At 44.2% G+C, this 21,853-nt stretch carries 24 protein-coding genes; all 24 read right to left on the reverse strand.

From position 1 onward, the window contains the following. Positions 1–27 precede the first annotated feature (27 nt). Positions 28–609 (reverse strand): histidine phosphatase family protein, encoded by a 582-nt coding sequence (locus AC58UU_RS14090; protein ID WP_497316551.1) that lies wholly within the window; start codon positions 607–609, stop codon positions 28–30. A gap of 52 nt (positions 610–661) precedes the next feature. Then, positions 662–1,291, reverse strand: coding sequence for an anti-sigma factor family protein (locus AC58UU_RS14095; protein ID WP_171643370.1), 630 nt, complete (start codon positions 1,289–1,291; stop codon positions 662–664). A gap of 6 nt (positions 1,292–1,297) precedes the next feature. Continuing rightward, positions 1,298–1,879 carry an RNA polymerase sigma factor gene (locus AC58UU_RS14100; RefSeq protein ID WP_497316554.1) on the reverse strand — a complete coding sequence of 194 codons (582 nt, stop codon included), beginning with the start codon at positions 1,877–1,879 and terminating at the stop codon, positions 1,298–1,300. A 418-nt stretch (positions 1,880–2,297) separates the two neighbouring features. Beyond that, on the reverse strand, positions 2,298–3,116 hold the full coding sequence (locus tag AC58UU_RS14105) for a polysaccharide deacetylase family protein (RefSeq protein WP_497316556.1): 819 nt from the start codon (positions 3,114–3,116) through the stop codon (positions 2,298–2,300). A 224-nt stretch (positions 3,117–3,340) separates the two neighbouring features. After that, on the reverse strand, positions 3,341–4,429 hold the full coding sequence (locus AC58UU_RS14110) for a prephenate dehydrogenase (RefSeq protein ID WP_497316558.1): 1,089 nt from the start codon (positions 4,427–4,429) through the stop codon (positions 3,341–3,343). A 23-nt stretch (positions 4,430–4,452) separates the two neighbouring features. After that, positions 4,453–5,553: a histidinol-phosphate transaminase gene (gene hisC, locus AC58UU_RS14115; RefSeq protein ID WP_497316560.1), complete on the reverse strand. Its 1,101-nt coding sequence runs from the start codon at positions 5,551–5,553 to the stop codon at positions 4,453–4,455. A gap of 17 nt (positions 5,554–5,570) precedes the next feature. After that, a complete protein-coding gene (trpA, locus tag AC58UU_RS14120; protein ID WP_497316562.1) occupies positions 5,571–6,386 on the reverse strand; it encodes a tryptophan synthase subunit alpha in 816 nt (271 codons plus the stop codon). Positions 6,387–6,389: 3 nt separating this feature from the next. Next, a complete protein-coding gene (trpB, locus tag AC58UU_RS14125) occupies positions 6,390–7,586 on the reverse strand; it encodes a tryptophan synthase subunit beta (protein WP_171692359.1) in 1,197 nt (398 codons plus the stop codon). Beyond that, positions 7,583–8,281, reverse strand: coding sequence for a phosphoribosylanthranilate isomerase (locus AC58UU_RS14130; RefSeq protein WP_497316828.1), 699 nt, complete (start codon positions 8,279–8,281; stop codon positions 7,583–7,585). The genes trpB and AC58UU_RS14130 overlap by 4 nt, the downstream gene beginning before the upstream one ends. Before the next feature lie 24 nt (positions 8,282–8,305). Beyond that, entirely contained in the window at positions 8,306–9,103 is a 798-nt protein-coding gene (gene trpC / locus AC58UU_RS14135) for an indole-3-glycerol phosphate synthase TrpC (protein WP_497316564.1), read from the reverse strand. Next, on the reverse strand, positions 9,093–10,133 hold the full coding sequence (trpD, locus tag AC58UU_RS14140; RefSeq protein WP_497316566.1) for an anthranilate phosphoribosyltransferase: 1,041 nt from the start codon (positions 10,131–10,133) through the stop codon (positions 9,093–9,095). Before trpD ends, trpC begins: the two co-directional genes overlap by 11 nt. Before the next feature lie 27 nt (positions 10,134–10,160). Further along, positions 10,161–11,708, reverse strand: a complete 1,548-nt coding sequence (gene trpE, locus AC58UU_RS14145; protein ID WP_497316567.1) for an anthranilate synthase component I — start codon at positions 11,706–11,708, stop codon at positions 10,161–10,163. Positions 11,709–11,996: 288 nt separating this feature from the next. Beyond that, entirely contained in the window at positions 11,997–12,383 is a 387-nt protein-coding gene (gene aroH / locus AC58UU_RS14150) for a chorismate mutase (RefSeq protein WP_497316569.1), read from the reverse strand. Positions 12,384–12,386: 3 nt separating this feature from the next. Next, a complete protein-coding gene (aroB, locus tag AC58UU_RS14155; protein WP_497316571.1) occupies positions 12,387–13,481 on the reverse strand; it encodes a 3-dehydroquinate synthase in 1,095 nt (364 codons plus the stop codon). Position 13,482: 1 nt separating this feature from the next. Further along, positions 13,483–14,646: a chorismate synthase gene (gene aroC, locus AC58UU_RS14160; protein WP_497316573.1), complete on the reverse strand. Its 1,164-nt coding sequence runs from the start codon at positions 14,644–14,646 to the stop codon at positions 13,483–13,485. A 311-nt stretch (positions 14,647–14,957) separates the two neighbouring features. Further along, positions 14,958–15,122, reverse strand: coding sequence for a hypothetical protein (locus AC58UU_RS14165; RefSeq protein ID WP_164826741.1), 165 nt, complete (start codon positions 15,120–15,122; stop codon positions 14,958–14,960). 132 nt (positions 15,123–15,254) lie between these two features. After that, positions 15,255–16,037 (reverse strand): CheR family methyltransferase, encoded by a 783-nt coding sequence (locus tag AC58UU_RS14170; RefSeq protein WP_497316575.1) that lies wholly within the window; start codon positions 16,035–16,037, stop codon positions 15,255–15,257. A 219-nt stretch (positions 16,038–16,256) separates the two neighbouring features. Further along, positions 16,257–16,700 carry a nucleoside-diphosphate kinase gene (gene ndk, locus AC58UU_RS14175; protein WP_497316577.1) on the reverse strand — a complete coding sequence of 148 codons (444 nt, stop codon included), beginning with the start codon at positions 16,698–16,700 and terminating at the stop codon, positions 16,257–16,259. 124 nt (positions 16,701–16,824) lie between these two features. Next, positions 16,825–17,802 (reverse strand): polyprenyl synthetase family protein, encoded by a 978-nt coding sequence (locus tag AC58UU_RS14180; protein ID WP_497316579.1) that lies wholly within the window; start codon positions 17,800–17,802, stop codon positions 16,825–16,827. Continuing rightward, positions 17,799–18,662: a menaquinone biosynthetic enzyme MqnA/MqnD family protein gene (locus AC58UU_RS14185; protein ID WP_497316581.1), complete on the reverse strand. Its 864-nt coding sequence runs from the start codon at positions 18,660–18,662 to the stop codon at positions 17,799–17,801. The genes AC58UU_RS14180 and AC58UU_RS14185 overlap by 4 nt, the downstream gene beginning before the upstream one ends. Then, positions 18,643–19,254 carry a UbiX family flavin prenyltransferase gene (locus AC58UU_RS14190; RefSeq protein WP_497316583.1) on the reverse strand — a complete coding sequence of 204 codons (612 nt, stop codon included), beginning with the start codon at positions 19,252–19,254 and terminating at the stop codon, positions 18,643–18,645. Before AC58UU_RS14190 ends, AC58UU_RS14185 begins: the two co-directional genes overlap by 20 nt. Continuing rightward, positions 19,251–20,126, reverse strand: coding sequence for a UbiA-like polyprenyltransferase (locus AC58UU_RS14195; RefSeq protein WP_497316585.1), 876 nt, complete (start codon positions 20,124–20,126; stop codon positions 19,251–19,253). The genes AC58UU_RS14190 and AC58UU_RS14195 overlap by 4 nt, the downstream gene beginning before the upstream one ends. 7 nt (positions 20,127–20,133) lie before the next feature. After that, the gene (locus tag AC58UU_RS14200) at positions 20,134–20,883 is read right to left on the reverse strand and encodes a demethylmenaquinone methyltransferase (RefSeq protein WP_497316830.1); all 750 of its coding nucleotides are present in this window, start codon (positions 20,881–20,883) and stop codon (positions 20,134–20,136) included. Between the two features lie 19 nt (positions 20,884–20,902). Beyond that, the gene (locus AC58UU_RS14205; protein ID WP_497316587.1) at positions 20,903–21,769 is read right to left on the reverse strand and encodes a heptaprenyl diphosphate synthase component 1; all 867 of its coding nucleotides are present in this window, start codon (positions 21,767–21,769) and stop codon (positions 20,903–20,905) included. Positions 21,770–21,853 lie beyond the last annotated feature (84 nt).

The raw sequence follows: 21,853 nt of genomic DNA on the forward strand, positions 1-21,853 counted from the left end.
AAAAAGTCATGATTTACTTTATAGCCATTATTCAGTTATAGAATGTAAGTGAGTTAAACAGTTATATAATTGAAGCTCCCAGCCCTCTTCTTGACGAAGTAGAATAGTCAGCGATGTATTCTGTAGAAAATCTTCACTATCCATGCGAAGAACCCTAAGAATCTGTACGATAAATCCACCATGAGAAATTAATAATATTTTCCCATTCGGATAAGCCTTAATCAATTCTTCTTCTAGCTCTGTCCATCGTTTCCATAGATCATCATCCGACTCTTGACCTAGTTCCTGAAGCTTCCAATTGGGCCCCCAGCGCTCTTCTCTTTCTGCAACGGTAGTTCCTTCTACCTGCCCATATTTACGCTCCCTTAGCCTCTTGTCCGTGCGTATAAAGGGTATGCCAGATAAGTCTGAAACGATTTGGGCAGTTTCTCTTGCTCTCATCAGATCACTGCTTATAATACCATCCCAGGTTTCTTTTGCTAATCTTAGTCCAAGTAACCGAGCTTGCTCTCTGCCTTCCTCGGTTAATTCCGTATCTAGCTGCCCCTGCAGCTTTCCAAGACGATTCCATTCTGTACTCCCATGACGTATGAATCCGATTGTTGTCATTTGCTTGCCCCTCCATCATCTCTATAAAATAAAAAATGCTCCTACAGGAGCATTATGCTTTTGTTCGTGACAACCAATTCATAATAATGATTGTAGCAATTAGACCTAGTATCGAAACGACCAGTAAGTAATGTGGATACGAGTGAATAGGTCCTACGTGGAAGCGTAAAGGTTCCATGAAACTAGGATTCAGACTCGCTACCGCGTCTCCCATCTTATGACCATTCATCGATTCAGCACCGCTGGTCTTCAGGGCTTGCGGCGCTTGGAGATCAAACAGGGAGTTATCCGCAGTTGCTATTGAAGATTGCGGCGTTCCATCGTACACGATTGCAAATAAGAAGCTGAATACGAATAAGGCTAAACAAAAAGCAATAACAGCGGTAAGATTCCGTCTAAGCGTGTAAGAGATTGCATACATACGTTCAGAAACTGGAATTCGCCATGACTCATCTTCGTAAATTCGATTCATAACCTTGCCCGAAACCATTGGCTCATAATCAGGCAGCTCACTCTCGATTGCTGCAGTACGAATGAGTATCGTACTTTCTTCCCATATTTGAAATTCTTCTGCACATTCGGCACAAGTTGTTATATGCTCATCTACCGCGGCACGACGCAGGTCATCATTCGGCAAATCCCAATATACTCCAAATAATTCCTGGATCTCACTACACTTCATGCTCTTTCATCCCTTCGATTCTTCGAATATCGGTTCACTGAAATAAGGATCCAGTTGTAATTTAACGGATGCCCTTGCTCTAAACAAGAGTGACTTCACCGAGCTTACCGTTTGGCCTAAAATGTTCGCAATTTCCTGATAATCCATCTGATCGTACTCTCTAAGTATCAAAGCCGATCGTTGTTTCTCTGGTAAACTATTAATAGCTTCGCGAACCATAGACACTTTCTCATTACGCAGCATAGCTTGCTCCGGCATAGCATCAAAGGATGCATGTGGCATTAGTCCACTTTGTTCCAGCGAGACTTGAACACTTTTATTTTTGCGCAGCTCACTCAGAACCGTATTACGGGCAATCGTGTATAACCAGGTTGAAAAGGATGCCTCAATTTCACGGAAAGAATGCAAACTGCGATACGCTTTATAAAAAGTTTCGTTACACAGATCTTCAGCAATGGCTTCCATCTGCGTATTCTTTAACATATGAAATATAAATGCAAGGATTTTACGCTCGTAACGACGCATAAGTTCATTATAAAGTTGAACATTTCCATCCTTGATTTCTCTGATCAATTGGGAATCGGTCATTACGTGGCGGCCCTCCTAACGATCCCGGGTACCACTCCAACTGCTCATACATGTTGTACTGCGGCAGGAGTGAAAAGTTGCGGTTATTTGTAAAAGAATTATGAATTTATGTATGAATAAAATACGAGCCTATAAAACCTTCTTGATTCATCACGAAATTCCTGCTAGATTCGACAATTTGTTCGATAAATTTCAATTTGCAGAGTGTCTGATACACACAACAGACTGTCCTTCCCATTATATAATAAAATCAGAAAAATATGGTACATATGCACAAAAAAAAACCGCCGAATCGGCGGTTGCACTTATGGTGCGATTATCGGATAGGAGTGGAGAGAAACCATACTGTACTTTTATTATATGTATACGGTTTCATTCTGTCAATACTTATTTTGAAAACGTTTACCAACTCATTTTTTTAAGATTGAATGGGTTGTATTTGATGCCTCATGGCTTGTTTAATCAAATTATTTATGGAATGTGGTCGAATGAATGGACTGCCTGCATTGATCCGTGGGATTTGCATAGGATCCGTATCCTTCATAGTTATACCTGGTTTAGTTGTAAAGGCAAACTTAACTCCGGCTTCCTGAAGATATGTAATCGTATGATCATCATAGCTTCCGAAAGGGTACGCATAGGAATCGACGGACTTTGAGCCATTCACTTCAATGAGTTTAGTAAGGCCCGTATGAGTATCGTTCAGAACTCTTTGTTTGAATTCATCGTCTGTTTCTGTTAGACCGTTTTGCGTTATTTTGTTGGTCAACATCGGCTTGCCATTGCTCATTGCATGCAGCGCATCCGAATGACATTGAAAATCGATACCAGCGAACTCTTTTCTCATTTTCTTAATCTCTTCCCTAGACAAGGAAGGTAAAGGTGTTCCTCCTGGGTTGTCCAAATCTTTGGTAATAACGAAATTCACAGCAGGTATTCTCATTTTTTTGAGTATCGGAAAAGCATTGGTGTAGAAGCTTTTGTAGCCATCATCAAACGTAACAAGCACCGCATTATCGGGAATTGCCGTCCCATCTGACTTGAAGCTTTTAAACTCATCCATGCTAATAAAATGATAACCTTTCCGCTGCATAGCTTCCAACTGTTTTTCGAACAGCTTAGTTGAAATCGTAACGGAGCCCTGTACTTGATCATCGATATGGTGATATACCAGTACAACAACTTCATTTGAATAAACAACATCATTTGCTCTTACTAAGGATGGTAAAAAATTCATGAAAGCGATTAACAAAATAAGCATACTTTTCCCTATCAATTGGATCTTCATCACGTTCGCCCCACAATAAAATATGTAATATATATATGAACAGATGTCATTATATCACGAAGCTTTTTCTTTGAGAATCTGTTAACAAAAATAAAATAAGCTGATCCCTTCCCTCTTTTCGAATTACCCAAAAAAGGAAAGAAAACAGCTTATTTAACATACAACTATGAACCTTATACATGTACTGCGTACGGCCCACTGAGCAGCTCAGATGCCCGGTCGGCGTCTTCTTGATTTCGAAAAGAAAGACGCAGTACACCGGGGACATCTTCACGGCTTTCAATAATTTGAATATTGCTTAAATTGATTCTAGCGTTACCGAGTAAGGTTGTAATTTGACCAATAATACCAGGATGATCGGGAATATCAACATAAATATCGAATAAGGACGTAATCATCCCTTTTCTGCGTTCAGGCAATTGACTGCGGAACTCACCTGCAACACGGAATTGTTCAGCGATCCCTTCGCCGTCACTTTGTTCCAACAAACTAATGAACCGCGACATTTCTAGATTCCAATCCTTGAGCAGTTTAAGCAGCACTTCTTTATTGTTAACAAGAATATCGCGCCAAATCATCGGTTCACTGGAGGCGATACGTGTGATATCCCTGAAGCCACCAGCAGCGAGATTTTGATACAACGGATTCGTCTCGTTATAGCCTCTTACTTGATTAACCAATGCTACCGCGATAATATGCGGTAAATGGCTAATCGCTCCCACGATGTCATCGTGTTCACGGGCGCCTACTTGAACAATTTGAGCCTTCGTTTTCTTGAGCAGCTCTGTTAGACGATCAACCTCAGCTTGTGGTGTACCCTCTGCAGGTGTCAGGACATAGAACGCATTTTCAAAAAGGTGCGAGGAAGCTGCCTCCACCCCATGACGTTCGGAGCCTGCCATTGGATGACCGCCGATGAAATAGACGTTTTCCCTGACAAAGGATGCTGCACTCTCAGTGATTGAAGCTTTGGTACTACCTACATCTGTAATGATACAACCATCTTTGAGGGGGAGCTCCACTAACTGCTGGACATATTCCTCTAACATACCCACGGGCACACATAGAAAAATGTAGTCCGCTCCTTCTACAGCTTCAGCCATACTAGTTGTTGCCGTATCGACAACATTCCGTTTAAGAAGTTTTTCAACTGACTTCGGATTCGGTGAGTGACCAACGACTGTAAATCCAGGTTTTCCTTTATAGCATAAGGCGAGTGATCCACCGATCAGCCCTACACCGAATATCGCAATTTTCGTCATGAAATCAACCTTTATGATTTAAATTAGGCCTGAACAGCAACCTCAGCAAGCACCTGTGTTAGAGCGGCAATGAATTTCTCATTCTGTTCGCGCGAGCCAATTGTAACCCGAAGCGACGTTGGGAAGCCCAACATATGACCTCCACGAATGATGATACCTCTACGCAGCAAACCATTAAATACATCTGCAGCTGGCCGGCCAACATTCACCATGATGAAGTTACCATGTGCCGGAAATGCCGTCAGACCCATCTTGTTAAACTCTTCTGTTAAGTAATGTAAGCCAGCCGTGTTCGCTTCTCGGCAGCTTTGGATAAAGTCTTGATCTTTAATCGCAGCAAGCGCAGCGGCTTGAGCAAATCTGGTTGTGTTAAAAGGTTCTCGCACTTGATTAATCGATCGAATAACATCGGGATGTCCGATCCCATAACCAATTCGAAGGGATGCCAGCCCATAAATTTTTGAAAAAGTACGCAATGCTATGACATTGCGGTATTGACCAATTAGTTCAATGCTATCCGGGAATTCCCCCGTTGTGTTGTACTCGCAGTAAGCTTCATCAAGAACGACTAAAACATGATCTGGAACTTTGGCCAAAAACGCCTTAATCTCCGCATCGGTATTCATCGTTCCTGTCGGATTGTTCGGATTACAAATCCAAACAATTTTCGTACGTTCCGTAATCGCAGCAAGCATGCCATCCAAATCGTGTGTACCTTCTTTCAAAGGAACTTCAATGGACACAGCTCCTTCGATTTCACAGTTATGCTTATATTGGGGGAACGTATGTGTAGCCATAACTGATTCGTCACCTTGAACAAGGAAAGCCCGCGCCAGCATCAGAATAACCTCATCGGATCCTGCGCCAAAAATAAGCTGATTCGTTGCCACACCAAGGGACTCAGCAACTGCTTCTGTCAATTGCACAGCTCCCCCATCAGGATACAAGCTGATGTTGGATAATTCCGCTTCTATCGCAGCTTTTACCTTAGGCGAGGAACCGAAAGGATTTTCGTTAGATGCAAGCTTAATCACTTCTGTCAAACCTAGCTCGCGTTTCACTTCTTCAATAGGTTTACCAGGTTGATAGACAGGTAAATGTACAATCGTTTGTTTCGGTTTCATGATAGTCACCTCGTCAATTATATGTCCGAACGTTTTAATTGTCCCACAAAGTTACGAATTTGCAAGAGTCCTTCCGGGTGTGCAGCATCGGCCTCAAGATGAGACAGTACGTTCTCAATCGTTCGTACGATGGCACTTCCTACAACGACTCCGTCACAAAGCTTCTCAAAGCGCTTAACTTGCTCGCGATTGGAAATACCGAAGCCGACGACAATCGGAACACTAGCAGCTTCACGTACCGTTGCAAGGAATTCTTCAATGCCTCCGAAGAATTCGGCACGCTCACCTGTTACACCTAATGATGATACACAGTAGACGAATCCGCGAGCTCCAGCTGCAATTCGCTTAACGCGCTCATTGGATGTTGGCGCAACCAACGGGATAAGATGAATCCCATTAGCTTCAGCAATCGCTCTTGTCTCACTGTCTTCTTCCAACGGTAGATCAGGAATGATAATGCCGCTGATTTCATTCTCCTGCATCGCTTTGAAAATGCGATCGAGTCCAATTTGTAAAACTGGATTATAATACGTAAATAGAATGAAAGGCAGCTTAGAACCTCTGCTTCTCGCCTGACTAGCGACATCCATCACATCAAAGATAGAAATTTTGCGCTGTAAGGCACGTTCAGAAGAACGTTGAATAACAGGACCGTCAGCTAAAGGATCGGAATAAGGAACACCTAGCTCGATCAAGTCAGCACCAGCTCGTTCCATTTCCAGAATAAGCTCTAGAGACGCTTCAAGAGAAGGATCTCCGATGGTCAGGAAAGGAATCATCGCTGTTTCTCCTCGCTCTTTGAGCTCGGCAAATCGACTATCAATACGGTTCATCGCTTATTCCCTCCCCATGCCGAGATAGCTCATAATGGATTCAACGTCTTTATCGCCACGTCCAGATAGATTTACGATAATAATTTCATCCTTCGACATGGTAGGCGCTATTTTTACCGTTTGAGCAATGGCATGTGCACTCTCTAAGGCTGGAATTATTCCTTCCGTGCGGCTAAGCAGCTGAAGAGCATCTAGTGCTTCCTGATCCGTGATCGGATAATACGTTGCTCGTTCAATATCTTTGAGGTAGGAATGCTCCGGTCCAATACCGGGGTAATCCAAGCCTGCTGAAATTGAATGGGCCGGCAGTACTTGACCATACTCATCCTGCAGCAAATAGCTAAGTGAGCCTTGGAAAACACCGGGAGTTCCCTTGGTCATTGTAGCTGCATGTTCCTCGGTATGAATACCGCGGCCAGCCGCTTCCACGCCAATGAGTTTCACTGATTCATCTTGGACGAACGGGTAGAAAATACCCATGGCGTTACTGCCTCCGCCTACACAAGCAATTACAGCATCAGGCAATCTGCCTTCGGTTTCAAGGATTTGCTCACGTGACTCATCGCCAATGACACGTTGGAAATCACGCACCATCATGGGGTATGGATGCGGTCCTGTAACCGACCCTAGGATATAATAAGTATCCTGAACGTTACTAACCCAGTATCGAAGCGTTTCATTACAAGCATCTTTCAACGTACGTGTACCAGAGGTAACAGGAATGACATCAGATCCAAGCAATTTCATACGGAAAACATTTAACTGCTGACGCTTCGTATCTTCCTCGCCCATGAATACTTTACACTCAAACCCCATTAAAGCAGCTACGGTTGCTGATGCAACACCATGCTGCCCAGCTCCAGTTTCCGCAATAATCTTCTTCTTCCCCATTCGTTTAGCGAGAACCGCTTGTCCAATGGTGTTATTAATTTTGTGAGCACCCGTATGGTTCAAATCCTCACGCTTCAAATATATTTTGGCTCCGCCCAAAAGCTCAGAAAGTCGCTCTGCATAATAAAGCGGTGTTGGCCTGCCGGAATATTGCTTTTGTAAGTAGCGCACCTCGGCAATAAATTCAGGATCATCTTTATATTGTTCATAAGCTTCTTCAAGCTCAATCAGAGCATTCATCAACGTCTCAGGTACATAACGGCCGCCGAACTTGCCGAATCTGCCATGCTGGTCAGGTACTTGCGTCACTTTCGAGTCACCCTTTCCACAAATGCTGTAATTTTGGCTATATCTTTTACGCCATCGGTCTCAACGCCGCTGGAAACATCTACGCCATCGGGGTAATAGGCTGTTACTAATTGATCAACATTATCAGGTTGAAGCCCACCTGCTACAAGCAGCGCCACTCCTGCTGAATGCGCCCACTCCTGATAAACAGGAATGCAGTCCCAAGCAAAGGTTTTGCCTGATCCTCCACCATAAACAGGGTCGAAGGTATCCAGTAAAACAGCATCAACAGTCCCTATATAAGGGTCAAGCTGCGCGGCTATATCCTCCAAGCCCGGGATTTTGTTTTCTGTCTTGGAAATCGAAACGGATTTGAACACTTTCACCTGAAAATGTTCACGAACCCATCGGCAAAAATCAGGTGTTTCCTGACTATGCAACTGTACGACATCAAGTGGAGCCACCGCTAGAATGTCGGTTAGCTGATCCTTGCTCGGATTAACGAATACCCCTACGGTTAATGGGATAGATACCCCTTTAGCCTCTTCGGATTTCAAAAAGGAAATCAGTTCTCCAGCCTTCTCTGCCGTAACTTGCCGCTTGCTCGGTGCAAAAACAAAACCGATATGATCTATCGGCAAATGCACGATTGATTTTAACACTTCAACGCTTTGAAGTCCACAAATTTTTACCGTTGGAACCGTCCCCACAGCCATCAAATTCGCCTCTTTCTCCTTCAACTACTTCGCCCTATGAACCCTCGTACCCATCAGATCATGTACGGCCTGCTCAACAATAGGTTGGCGCATGAAATGCTCGCCGATTAAAACGGCTTGAGCACCAACTTGCTGTAAATAAGCCATATCTTTGACGGTAGAAATGCCACTTTCACTGACGACAGTTTTCCCTGCGGGAATGAATTGAATCAATTCCTCTGTCGTACCTAAGTCAGTAACAAATGTTTTCAAATTCCGATTGTTGATACCAATCAATTGAGTATCCAATTCCAGCGCACGTTCCAGCTCCTCACGATCATGGACCTCAACGAGTGCATCTAGTCCAAGATCACTAGCTAAATTGAGATACTGCTTCATTTGATCTGTCGTTAAAATGGCAGCAATCAGCAAAATAGCATCGGCGCCAATCAAGCGCGCTTCATAAATTTGCTTCGGATCAATTGTGAAATCCTTACGAAGTAACGGCACATTCACTGCTTTACGAACGGCCTTCAAGTACTCGTTACTGCCTTGGAAGTAGTCCGCATCCGTCAGAACGGAAATACAATCTGCGCCGGCCCTTTCATAGGCTTCCGCTAAAAGAACCGGTTCAAAATCATCACGAATCAATCCTTTGGACGGGGAAGCCTTCTTCACCTCGGCAATTAGACCCATCGCACGGTTTTTCCGTGTAGTTAACGCTTGTTCAAAGCCTAAACAAGGAGGCAGGTCCGAGATTAACTTCTCTGCATCTTTGATCGAAAATCCGCTCATCGCTTCAACCTCTGCCCGCTTGGTGGCAACAATTTTATCAAGAAACATGGCATAGTTCTCCTGTATATTGGATTAAATCGTTCAATTTTTGTTCCGCACGACCAGAATCAATGACATCAGCCGCTAATTTCACACCCTGTTGAAGGGTTCCGACTTGCCCAGTCACATAAAAGCAAGCCGCTGCGTTAGCAAGTACGATATCGCGATATGGCCCCTTCTCACCAGCAAAAATATGACGAATGATTTCAGCGTTTAGGATCGCATCTCCACCTGCTACATCTTTGATGCTATGTGCGCGTAAACCAAGATCATCCGGAGTAATGAAATAAGTGCTAATAGTGTTAGCCTTCAGTTCCGTTACTTTCGTAGGTGCCGAAATGCTGAATTCATCCAAACCATCCTCGCTTGCGACGACCAATGCACGTTTCAGTCCAAGGGCTTGCAGCGCTTGCGCAATCAGCTCGGTCTTCGTACTGTCGAATACACCAAGCACTTGACGATCAGCGCCCGCTGGATTCGTTAACGGCCCAAGCAGGTTGAATACGGTTCTGAATCCTAGTTCGCGCCTAGGTGCAGCCACATGCTTCATGGATTGATGATACGCTTGGGCAAACATAAAGCAGATCCCTGTTTTGTCTAAACATTTAGCTGCTTGCTCACCGCTTAACGTAATCTTCACGCCAAGAGCTTCAAGGACATCTGCGCTACCGCTTTTGCTCGACATCGCCCGATTGCCATGTTTCGCTACGCGAATCCCGCCAGCAGATGCGACAATCGCTGCCGTAGTGGAGATATTGAACGTCTCTGCGCCATCTCCGCCAGTTCCGCATGTGTCCAGCAGATCATTCTGAAGTACGTTGACCTGAACGGCTTTGCTCCGCATTGCTTCTGCGAAGCCCGTAATCTCCTCCAGCGTCTCTCCTTTGATGCGAAGTGCTGTAAGCAGGCTTCCGATTTGAGCCGGAGTCGCAGCACCATCCATGATTTCAGACATGACGCCGCGCGCTTCCTCACGCGACAAATGACTACCGCTAACAACTTTCCCTAGCGCTTTCTGTATATGAATAAGTCCACTCATGACTAGAGTCTCCTCTCCTTCTCTTCCTTAAGAGTTAACAAAATAATCTTTGTTAATATCGCTAACTGGTCTAGGCTCAGGGCTGAACATGGCCTCTGCCATCCGAATTGATTTCAGCAAAGCTGTCGCTTTATTAACCGTCTCCTGGTATTCACTTTCAGGAACAGAATCCCATACAATACCGGCTCCGGCTTGTACATAGGCTTTGCCATGTTTGAAAATAATCGTACGGATCGTAATACAAGTGTCCAAATTCCCCGAAAATCCTAGGTAACCAATCGCTCCGGCATAAGCACCGCGAGATTCTGGCTCCAACTCAGCAATAATCTCCATAGCCCTCAGCTTCGGCGCTCCAGACACCGTCCCTGCAGGCATACAGGAAAGAAAAGCATCGAAAAAATCTTTGTCCTTTGCAATTTTACCAGAAACGTTAGAAACGATATGCATGACGTGTGAATACCGTTCAATGTCCATGAATGTATCGCACTTCACAGTTCCGAATTCCGATACACGCCCGATGTCATTGCGACCTAAATCAACCAGCATCAAATGTTCAGCGCGTTCTTTCTCGTCTGCCAGCAATTCTTTTTCCAGAGCAAGATCTTCTTCTGGTGTCTTCCCTCTAGGTCTTGTACCCGCAATTGGGCGCGTCTCTACCTTCTCTTCTTCAACGCGAACTAACAGCTCCGGCGATGTGCCAACAACGACTTCATCATCCATTTTGAGCACATACATATAAGGCGAAGGATTCATCGTACGAAGTACTCGATACACTTGCAAAGGCGAAACGGTCGTTTCCATTTCAAAACGCTGCGACAACACGACTTGGAAAATATCACCGGCTCTGATGTATTCCTTCGCTTTATTCACGTTGGCAATATACTTTTCTTTCGTGATGTTGGATCGAATATCACCGAGATCCGGTTCCGATACAATCGGATTGTGAGTCATCGTCTCGGAGCCAAGCGGACGTTTGATCTTCTCGATTGTGGCATCAATTTTCTCACAAGTCGCATGATACGCTTTTACAATGTCAGCATCCGTTGCAAAAGGTTGTACATGCACATTGGCAATCACTTTGATCTGCTGTTTGAAATGATCGAAAACAATGACTTGATCGCAGAACATGAATTGAATGTCATTCATTTGTAAATCATCAATTTGATGAGCTGGGAGATTCTCATAGTACTGAAGCAAATCGTATCCGAAGAATCCGACGGCACCACCTGTAAAACGCGGCAAGTCCGCAAGCTGAGGACTGGAGTAGGATCTCAGATAGGCTTTCAACACATCGATTGGTTTCTCGTCCAAAACCTTATTCTCGGTTTGTGTTTCAACCATGGTTTTCCCATGCTTCGCTTTAATCATCAAGAAGGGATCGCTGCCGATAAAGGAATATCGGGCCCATTTCACGCCGCCCTCAACACTTTCTAAAAGGAACGCACGCGGTTCTTGGTAAAGATGTTGAAATACACGTATCGGGGTTTCAGTATCTGCTAATAAATGGCGCACAACAGGAATGAGATTATAATCTTTAGCCAAACGAATAACTTCTTGAATTTCAGGTGTATACATGGAAACATCCCCTCTCAGCTTGTGCAACTCGTGATCTCAGTGGTGCACAAAACTCTATTCGAATAACAAAAAAACCTCTACCGAAGTAGAGGTTGACTTTAGTACAGTAGAAGTTCAAGAAGAATATGATAAAAGAAGCCATGGCTATGTATGAACAAACAGACGCCCTCGAATAGAGTCGCACTTATCTTCACACAAACCTATGTTACCTTTTCTCATCTCAACTGGGCTAAGCTCTACTCAACTAAATGCTTCTCTACTTACCTAAACTCATCTACTCACACTATACTACCGTGTTGCTTCATTTGTCAATTTAACAATATCAGGTCGCAACGCTTTAGCTTCCTTCAAGTAAATATGGTTGATCTCTGCTTGGCTTTTGGTTGTGTTGACCTGCACCATTAATCGGATACACTTAGGCAATGAGTTCTCAACCGGAACTTCCAGTGAACACATTAGCGGGACAAGTTCCCAACCGATCATCGTGCGAATCGCCCGAGCAGGAAATGTAGCCGTAATATCCTCTGTTACTGTAATGAAAACGGAACAAATATCTTCAGGATGAAAATCATTGGCCTCTACAATTGCTGCAAGCAGTTCATTGGTAGCGGTTAAAATCTCCTGAGCCTCATTGTGTTCAACCGTCGTCGCACCACGAATTCCCCTTAAGAACATCGGCTAACTCTCCCCTTTTAAAAACTCAACAATTTGTCTGACTTGCTCTACCGTAACATCCTTACGGATTTCTACTTTGCCGATTTCCATCGGGATGATGTAGACCATTGTGCCTTCTTTGAATTTCTTATCGTGCATCATCGCGCCCAAGATACTATCCGTATCTAAATGAGATGGAATGCTTACTGGCAATCCGTATTTCTCGAATAGTCCCTTCGTCACCGTATGGATGTCCTCGGCATAACCGAACTGCTGAGCTAGCTTAGCAGCCCCCACCATGCCGATTGCAATCGCTTCACCATGCAGCAGCTCGCCATAACCGGCGACTGCTTCCAAGGCGTGACCAATCGTATGGCCGAGATTTAAGATGGCACGTAAATCATTCTCGCGCTCATCTTGGGATACAACGATAGACTTGACTTTACAACCTATATAAAGCGCATAACTGAGCGCTTCCGGATCTAAGGCCAGCAGCTTCTCCGCATTGTCGTCGCACCACTGCGTGAATTCAGCGTCCCAGATCAAGCCGTGCTTGATCACTTCCGAGAGGCCCGCCTTCACCTGACGCGGCGGCAATGTTAGAAGCAAGTCGATGTCGAAGAGAACGAGCTCGGGCTGGTGGAACGCCCCGATGATGTTTTTCGCCATAGGATGGTTGACCGCGACCTTGCCGCCGACGGAACTGTCGTGGGCAAGGATCGTTGTCGGGATCTGCACGAAGCGGATCCCGCGCATGAAGCTCGCCGCAGCGAAGCCGGCGAGATCGCCAACCACGCCTCCTCCAAGGGCGACGATCGCAGAACTGCGATCGAGGCCCGCCTGGAGGGCGGCGGTGACAATTCCCTCGAGCTGCGCGAGGGATTTGGAGGTTTCGCCTGCGGGCACGACGCAGGCTGTGGCGGCGAAGCCGCCCTCACGGAGCAGCGTCAAGACGCGCTCCAGGTGCAGCGGAGCCACCGTGTCATCGGTGACTACGAGTAAAGGCGATTTGTGGCTAAGCTTCGCCCGGTCAAATAGAGCCGTGATATCGTTAAGAATGCCTTGGCCGATATAAATAGGATAAGACCGTTCTCCAAGATCTACGGTGAGCTCTCTCATATTAGTAGCTCTCCACTTGGGCTAAGAAGTTGGTTAAATTCGCACGAATTTCCTCGATCGAGTCGCCGCCGAATTTATCCAAGAAAGCATTCGCTACTTCCCAAGCAATCACATTTTCCATAATTACGCCTGCAGCCGGGACCGCACAAGTGTCAGAACGCTCAACTTGTGCCGTGAATACTTCCTTCGTATCAATATCAACGCTTTGCAGCGGTTTGTAAAGTGTCGAGATGGGTTTCATCACACCGCGCACGATGATTTGCTCGCCCGTAGTCATACCGCCCTCAAAGCCCCCTGCGCGATTCGTTCTGCGACTAAAGCCATCTTCTTGCGTGTATAGAATTTCGTCATGAACATTGGAGCCTCTACGTTCTGCGGCCTCAAAGCCGATTCCGAACTCAACACCTTTGAAAGCTTGAATGGAGAGTACCGCCTGCGCAATTTTACCATCTAGCTTACGATCCCATTGGACATGGCTACCAAGTCCTACAGGAACGCCTTCAATGATAACTTCAACGATCCCACCAAGCGTATCGCCATCTTCTTTGGCTGCGTCGATCGCGGCGATCATTTTGGCTTCAGCCTCTTTATCAACCACGCGTACCGGAGATTCCTCTGTGATGCGAATAAGTTCATCAACAGTAAGCTCTTGACGCTCTACTTCCACTTCACCGATACGGATGACTTGTCCTGCCACTTTAATCCCGAACTCAGCCAACAATTGGCGCGCTACAGCTCCAGTTGCTACACGCATCGTCGTTTCACGCGCACTAGAACGCTCTAGAATGTTGCGTAAATCTTTTTGATTATATTTGAGTCCGCCGTTTAAATCCGCATGTCCTGGACGAGGACGGTTAACACGACGCTTGCCTTCATTATCCTCTTCAACCGGCTCAATCCCCATTACCGTTGTCCAGTGCTTCCAGTCGTTATTAACAACAACAAGCGCGATTGGAGCTCCTGTTGTTTTGCCATGGCGCACACCGCCTGCAATGGTCGCTGTATCTTTCTCAATCTGCATCCGACGACCACGACCATAACCTTTTTGACGTCTATGTAATTGGAAGTTCAAATCTTCAAAGTTTAAAGTTACATTACTTGGAAACCCTTCAATAATCGCAGTGAGCTGTGGGCCGTGCGTTTCACCTGCTGTTAAATATCTCACAATCTGTTACCCCCTATGAGTTTTGCGAAGCATCACTAGCTTCGTAAGCATACACTTTTTGAGTATTACGAAATCATACTAACTTCGTAAGTATTAACTATAAAGATTTGCTTAGCAATACTAACTTCATAAGCATCCGCTTTTGAATGGTTGCTTTTATCAAACACTTTAGCGCTTTGACGCGCGATTATCTTTTGTCATTATAGTATAGGTACTCGGGTTTGGCAACAGCACAAACGCAAAAACACGCTTCGCACATAAGGGATAATCCCCTTAGCGAGAGCGTGTCACCATCTAGTCATGAGCAAAGATTACCCGTGCATAGGCTGCTTTTGGACGACTCTTGGGAGTTCGGAGAGCTGTGGATCATTCATGAGTCCCACGATTTGTGAGGAATCGACTCCCAAAATCTGCGCACATTCCTGAATGGAGATCATTCCCCTGCGATATGCGGTAATCACTTTGCGTTTGTCCATAATTGCCTCCTAAGAGTTATTGCCTTAGCAATAACTTGCATCGTAAGCGTTACTGAGATTTCCGTAGCGTGAAAACTTGCATGATAAGCATATGTTTCTGCTACATCTTAGTATTGGAATATATGGAAGATCTTATACACCCTTTTTGCGATAAAAGAAAGTATCTGCTGGTTCTAGATCATATTGCCCTGGGGAGAAAATTTGCTCAGTAGAACCAACAAACAATAATCCACCTGGTTTCAGCGCTTTAGAAAATTTCTGGTACAGGACATGTTTTGCTTCTTCCGTAAAATAAATGATCACATTGCGACAAACGATGAGATCATATCCCGTATCAAATGTATCGACAAGCAGGTTTTGCTTTTGAAACTTAATGGATTTTTTCAGATCGTCCGTAATATGATACATCATTTGTTCTTGTCGGAAATATTTCTTTGCGTACTTTTCAGGCACATCTCGCAAAGAACGATCGAGGTAGACCGCTTTGCGTGCTTTTTCCAAGGCGCCATCATCAATATCCGTCGCGTGTAAATGAGCTTCATTAAGCGCTCCTTGTTCGGCCAAAATCATCGCTAGCGTATAAGGCTCTTCTCCCGTTGAACAAGCCGCACTCCATACTTTTAAGCGTCTGTTCTTCTTCAACATCTCGGGTACAAATTTCTGCTCAACGAGCTCCCAACGATTCGGATTCCTCCAAAACTCAGAGACATTAATCGTCATGCGATCCAAAAATTCATAGAATAGTTCTTTATCCTTCATCATCGCATCAAAAAAAGCGACGAACGTATTATAACCACGCTTCATCCGTAGAGTTGTTAGACGTCTTTTCATTTGCGCTTCTTTATAAAGAGCAAGATCAATGGACGTGTGTTCTTTTATCTTTTTAATAAATAACAAAAAATCTTGATCTTCCATGCTGTCCACCCACCCTGGTCAATTTCTGTTGATAAGAAAGTATACTTTTTATACTTTTGCTTCGCATCAACCTTGACAAACGCGCTCGTCCCTAGGGACGACGAAGTCGTTTATCCTGGAGTAACATACATTCTGTAAGCAAATACCAAAATCCTTTATAATACGACAAAAAAAAGAACCCGCATCCGGTAAGATGTCAGGTTCTTTGATTTTTGTGAACTAGATCCATTGTTGAATGACTTTATTGTATACAAATAGCTCGTCCGATTTAAAGAAATTGCCAATTTCGCGCTCAGCGCTTTCTGGTGAATCCGAACCATGAATCAGGTTTAAATGCGTATGTACGGCAAAGTCACCACGTATTGTTCCTGGAGCGGCTTCAAGAGTATTCGTTTTCCCAATCATCATTCGGGATAGAGGAATGACTTGTTCCCCTTGCCACACCATCGCGAATACGGGTCCGGACGTAATAAACGTCACGAGTCTTTCGAAAAAATCTTTACCTTTATGCTCCGCATAGTGAAGTTCGGCTTGCTCCCTCGAAATAACAGTTAGCTTGCTGCCGATTAATTGAAAGCCCTTCTGTTCAAAGCGTTTTACGATCTCGCCTACAAGGCCACGTTGTACGCCATCCGGTTTAACCATCAAGAATGTTTTTTCCATGTAAGGACTTCCTCCTTATAGTTTCCATAAGAAAACTTGTGCATAAACTTACTAAGGTACAATCTATGTATTCTCCACTAGTTTACACTTTTTGGCAGCTTTTCTCAAATCGAAGAACAATACATTAATAAGAACGATTTCCGATAAAATGTGCAATTTCAATTAGATCTTTTTTGGCTTGAACATTTGGCAGTTTGTCCAGTGAAGCTATAGCCTTATCAATATACTTTTGAGAAAGTAAATCTGCTTTATCTATACCTTCACTATTACGGATCATATCCAAGAATCGACTGACATCGGTTTGTCCATCCAGCTTATGTATTCGGTCTAGTTCCGACAAGATGAGCGGCTTTAAGGATGGGTCTTGCATAGCGATCAGGACAGGTATCGTTATGTTTCCTTGTTTGACATCGCTGCCAGGCGGTTTACCGATTTGCTTTTCCGTTCCAATTAAATCCAGAATATCATCCCGTATTTGAAACGCCATACCTACGTTATAACCAAAAGCATACAATTTATTGCTTATCCAGTCAGGTGCATCAGCCGCCATAGCCCCTAATTGGCATGAAATAGCAATTAACAGTGCTGTTTTACGTCTAATCCGTAATAAGTAATCTCGAATTGTTTGCTCTGAGTGGAAAAAGAAACGAATTTGTTCCATTTCCCCAATTGACATCTCCACGATGGCCTTAGACATAATTTGATGGACTGCAGGCTTATGAATTTGAGTAATGACTCCTAAAGCTTTGGCAAAAATATAATCCCCCGTGAACATAGCAATCCGATTATCCCACTTGGATCGGACCGTCAATTGTCCGCGTCTTGTGTTTGCATCGTCAATCACATCATCATGAACAAGCGATGCCATATGAATGAGCTCGAGCGGTACCGCGACATGTTTCATCGTTTGGAGCTGATAGCTCCCAAACTCGCCTGAAAGCAGAACAAAGACGGGGCGAATCCGCTTCCCTCCCGCTTTCAGTAAATGCATTGAAGTTTCTCGAAGCATCGCATGATCTGTGTACACGCTTTCCTCGAGTTCTTTTTCAATTGCAGCTATATCCTTTTTCTTTCTTGTATAGATTTCCATTAGATTTTTCATTCTGTCACCCGTGCGTTCTTTTTCTCTGACCATAACCCAATGCTTACCGGCTTCGGCAGGAAACCAAGCTCATAGCAGTACTTGTAATACGTAGCAAGGCCTTCCCATTGTTCCGATGCAAAATCATAACATAGCGTATGAAAATAATGATGCCAATATTGAGATGTCCCACCAACCGTACTTTGTGCTTCGCGTATCATCTCTTCCGGATTTTGATGTGCTTTGGATTTACTAGCCATGAAGGCCTCAAAAGCCGCTGCAACTAATTCCGGATACTTCTGGGTCGTCTCTTTACGAATCGCCCATACGGCAAATGACATCCACTGTCCTGTCCATTTGGCCCATTCTTGCCCAAGATCCGTAATCATATACGTTTTATTGCGCCAACTCTCTTTAATCGCATCGTCTCCGATCAATAAAGCCCCGTCCGCTTTCTCCATCATCTCTTCTAAATTGGGTTTCGCATACTCATAAGTCGGATTCCCATTATAGAATTTTTGGAGAATGACTTTGAGTAAATTCACCGACGTAGCTGAGGTAGTTGGCAACACAATGTGACCATTCGCAATTTCGCGTAACGGCTTTTCATGGAACAAAAGAATGGAATTCACTTCTCCATAGGCGCTAACTGAAAGATCCGGGTAGAGCACATAATTTTCAAAGGATTCTCCGTAAGCAAAGGAAGAAATGGGCCCCATATCGATGTTCCCAGCAGCCATTTCTTGATTAAGTGAGGTAGGGACTTGTTCAATAATGTCAACCTCAGAGCTATTCATAAGTTCGGGAAAATAATAGTAGATCGGCCAAACGTTTGTATAATTAATCCGGCCAATTCGTATTTTAGGGTCTAGGTTGCTCATTGTTATCTCCCCATCTTCGGTACAAGGAATGTTCAATGTCCATGCTATCCAGCACTTTACCCACCAAAAAATCGACCATCTCATCGATTGAGCGCGGACGATTATAAAAGGCCGGCATAGCCGGAAGCATGCGTACGCCCATTCTCGACAAGGTTAACATGTTCTCCAAATGTATGGCGTGTAAAGGCGTTTCCCTTGGAACCAGGATTAATTTTCTTCCTTCTTTGAGCATCACATCCGCTGTTCGCTCCAATAAATTATCTGATGAACCATGAGCGATCCCTGATAAAGTTCCCATTGAGCAAGGAATAACAACCATGCCCTTGGTCCGAAAAGATCCACTGGCAACGGTTGCCCCAATATCAGCAATTGGATGATAGTTGAAGGAACCTGCGCGTCCGCCAAAATGTTCCTGCAGCATATCTTGGCGTTTGCTTACGTTCCAATCCAATTCATCATGCAGCACTCTCCAGCCTGCATCGGTAACGATTAGATGTACACTTAAACCTTGATCCAGCATTACTTGGCAGAGCCGTACGCCATAGATAGCACCACTAGCTCCAGTGATTCCTACTACCCAGTTCCCGCTCATGAATGCTGACTCACTATCACATCAAGTAACGTGAAGGCAAACATCACTAAGCTCAGTACACCGTTCATTGTGAAAAACGCTGTGTTTAATTTGGATAAGTCTTGCGGTGATACAAGTCGATGTTCTTTATACAGAATAAAATAAGCGATAACGAGGCCAATTAAATAGAACCAACTCAAATGTGTAATGAAAAATAAAGTGACTAAACCAACGGCTGTGAGAACATGCAGGACACGAGCCGTATTCAAGGCAGCCTTGATCCCAAATCTGCTTGGTAAAGAATGCAGACCTTCATTCCGATCAAACTCGGCATCTTGACAGGCATAAATCAGATCGAAACCTGAGCTCCAACATACTACCGTCAAGTAAAAAATGATAGAAGACCATGTAAATTGACCGGTTACGGCAACCCAGCCCCCAAGTGGAGCTAACCCTAATGTCAAACCTAAGACAAAGTGGCAAGTCCATGTAAATCTTTTGGTGTACGAGTAAAAGACAAGAAAAAACACTGCAATAGGCAGCAGTTTCATTGATAAAGAGCTTAAATTAGAGGTTGCCCAGAAAAGCATTGCAAACGAAATAACAATATAAATAATGACCTGCTGAATGGAGATTAGCCCCGCGGGTATAGCTCGATTCTCCGTCCTTGGATTTCTTTTATCAATGGCTTTATCAATCACGCGATTCAAGGCCATCGCTGCTGTTCTCGCTCCAACCATGGCCAGTGTTATCCAACCGATCTGAGCCCAGCTAGGCAGATGTCCATTTAATACGACTGACCCTAGAATTGCTCCCATGAAAGCAAATGGCAATGCAAACACACTGTGTTCAAATTTAATCATTTCTAAAAATATTTTCAATTTAGTAAACATATGCTGACTACACTCCTGATTTCGTTTTCCCCTTGATACCCATATGCAAAGCTGCAACCCCACCTGTTAATGGGTACGCCTGTACATGTTCCAATCCTTGGTTCGTAAAAATAGCAGCCAACTGTTTATGATCCGGAAAATGGATTAATGATTCCGGCAGCCACTTGTACTGCTCGTACTTCTTTACAATTAGCTTGCCCAAAAAAGGCAGTACACGTTGAAAATAAAAATAATAAATAGACTTGAATGGCTGCCAAGTTGGTTTAGAGAGCTCTAAAGACACAACTAGCCCTCCTGGCTTAACGACACGCTGCATTTCACGGATGACTTGCTCCAAATCGGGAACATTACGAAGAGCAAATCCGATCGTTGCGTAATCAAACGTATTGTCGTCAAACGGAAGACTCATCGCATTACCTTGAATTAGCTCAATCTGCTGATCCAAGTGAAGCTGCTTGATTTTCTCTGCACCGTAATCTAGCATGTTTTGGCTAAAATCCAGCCCAACCATCTTACCGCTTCTACTCGCCTGTGCAAGACTGATCGTCCAGTCGCAGGTACCACAGCACAGGTCAATCGCAGTCTCCCCGGGCTTCACGTTCATTTTCTTCATAGTGAATTTGCGCCATGCTTTATGCCTACGGAAGCTTAGGATACTGTTCATAAGATCATATTTGGGTGCAATACTTTCAAAGACAGAGTGAACGAACTCTTCTTTGGTTTTGGGTGTTTTCGTGTTGCTATTTGTTTTTGTCATATTCATCTTTGATGTCACCTCAAATTTCTTCTAGCACTTTGGGCTGCTTTGCTGAGAATCGAAGAAACGGCTCTCCAATGTGAAACAGTTCACTTATTAGTTTATCCGATTCAAGCTGCTGTACCTTGGACTGTAGTTGCTTGCTGTGGGAGTCCAGCATCTGATAAAGCTGAGAAGTAATATTATATTTATGAATGAGTGTACGAAGTCTGGCTTGATCGGATTCTTCTGCATGCAGCTGCTTCCGTTCTTCTTTCGTACCATGCTGCAGAATATGCCAGAATCCCCAGCTGTCTCTGAAATTCGCCGGAGATTCGACGCGGAAAATTTCTTCAAATATTACCTCACACTTTGCATAACTTCTCAGAATATCAGGCCATGCTTGATCATAGACCTCAGACATAAATTCAGAGAAAGACAAAAACAGCTGAGATTTAATTTCCACGGTTAGGTGGATGTAATCTTCTGCCGTCAATTTCAATTGCTTCATTTTCATGTAAATGTTCATCTTGAGACGGTTGACTTCACAGATTGCGTTTGACAACTGTTTAATCATCTCGATCTGGCCTGCCTGAGCAAGGAGATTGTAAAAGCGGGAACTGAAATAATCCCCAGCAAGAACTTTTAGCTGTCTTGATCTTGCCGCCTTTTTCTCTTTGATATCATTGGATGCTGTAACCAAATCGTGGGTATCGAGCGCTAGTTGAACAAGCGACGTAGCTAGCGTATACAACTCGCTTGAAGAACTAAACTTACTGTTTCCGTTCAAGAATGCAAACAACAGACGTGTGCGAAGCACCGGAAAATCGGGCAAGTCTGTGTGAATTTGAATCATATCATACTCTGTGTATTGCTTAGCGATCTCTGGGATCCGATAAGAATTCATGCAAAAGCCTCCGTAACCGTGTGCCAAATCATTTATGTTCAAAACATGCTCAATTCAAGTCATTATATCATAACACGTACATAG

The sequence above is a fragment of the Paenibacillus sp. JT22N1 genome, from assembly GCF_059692155.1.

Excerpts from the sequence above, each read along its gene's own strand:
- AC58UU_RS14090 (WP_497316551.1), bottom strand. The coding sequence starts at position 609 with ATGACAACAATCGGATTCATACGTCATGGGAGTACAGAATGGAATCGT.
- AC58UU_RS14095 (WP_171643370.1), bottom strand. The coding sequence starts at position 1,291 with ATGAAGTGTAGTGAGATCCAGGAATTATTTGGAGTATATTGGGATTTG.
- AC58UU_RS14100 (WP_497316554.1), bottom strand. The coding sequence starts at position 1,879 with ATGACCGATTCCCAATTGATCAGAGAAATCAAGGATGGAAATGTTCAA.
- AC58UU_RS14105 (WP_497316556.1), bottom strand. The coding sequence starts at position 3,116 with ATGAATTTTTTACCATCCTTAGTAAGAGCAAATGATGTTGTTTATTCA.
- AC58UU_RS14110 (WP_497316558.1), bottom strand. The coding sequence starts at position 4,429 with ATGACGAAAATTGCGATATTCGGTGTAGGGCTGATCGGTGGATCACTC.
- hisC (WP_497316560.1), bottom strand. The coding sequence starts at position 5,553 with ATGAAACCGAAACAAACGATTGTACATTTACCTGTCTATCAACCTGGT.
- trpA (WP_497316562.1), bottom strand. The coding sequence starts at position 6,386 with ATGAACCGTATTGATAGTCGATTTGCCGAGCTCAAAGAGCGAGGAGAA.
- AC58UU_RS14130 (WP_497316828.1), bottom strand. The coding sequence starts at position 8,281 with ATGGCTGTGGGGACGGTTCCAACGGTAAAAATTTGTGGACTTCAAAGC.
- trpC (WP_497316564.1), bottom strand. The coding sequence starts at position 9,103 with ATGTTTCTTGATAAAATTGTTGCCACCAAGCGGGCAGAGGTTGAAGCG.
- trpD (WP_497316566.1), bottom strand. The coding sequence starts at position 10,133 with ATGAGTGGACTTATTCATATACAGAAAGCGCTAGGGAAAGTTGTTAGC.
- trpE (WP_497316567.1), bottom strand. The coding sequence starts at position 11,708 with ATGTATACACCTGAAATTCAAGAAGTTATTCGTTTGGCTAAAGATTAT.
- aroH (WP_497316569.1), bottom strand. The coding sequence starts at position 12,383 with ATGTTCTTAAGGGGAATTCGTGGTGCGACGACGGTTGAACACAATGAG.
- aroB (WP_497316571.1), bottom strand. The coding sequence starts at position 13,481 with ATGAGAGAGCTCACCGTAGATCTTGGAGAACGGTCTTATCCTATTTAT.
- AC58UU_RS14165 (WP_164826741.1), bottom strand. The coding sequence starts at position 15,122 with ATGGACAAACGCAAAGTGATTACCGCATATCGCAGGGGAATGATCTCC.
- AC58UU_RS14170 (WP_497316575.1), bottom strand. The coding sequence starts at position 16,037 with ATGGAAGATCAAGATTTTTTGTTATTTATTAAAAAGATAAAAGAACAC.
- ndk (WP_497316577.1), bottom strand. The coding sequence starts at position 16,700 with ATGGAAAAAACATTCTTGATGGTTAAACCGGATGGCGTACAACGTGGC.
- AC58UU_RS14180 (WP_497316579.1), bottom strand. The coding sequence starts at position 17,802 with ATGAAAAATCTAATGGAAATCTATACAAGAAAGAAAAAGGATATAGCT.
- AC58UU_RS14185 (WP_497316581.1), bottom strand. The coding sequence starts at position 18,662 with ATGAGCAACCTAGACCCTAAAATACGAATTGGCCGGATTAATTATACA.
- AC58UU_RS14190 (WP_497316583.1), bottom strand. The coding sequence starts at position 19,254 with ATGAGCGGGAACTGGGTAGTAGGAATCACTGGAGCTAGTGGTGCTATC.
- AC58UU_RS14195 (WP_497316585.1), bottom strand. The coding sequence starts at position 20,126 with ATGTTTACTAAATTGAAAATATTTTTAGAAATGATTAAATTTGAACAC.
- AC58UU_RS14200 (WP_497316830.1), bottom strand. The coding sequence starts at position 20,883 with ATGACAAAAACAAATAGCAACACGAAAACACCCAAAACCAAAGAAGAG.
- AC58UU_RS14205 (WP_497316587.1), bottom strand. The coding sequence starts at position 21,769 with ATGAATTCTTATCGGATCCCAGAGATCGCTAAGCAATACACAGAGTAT.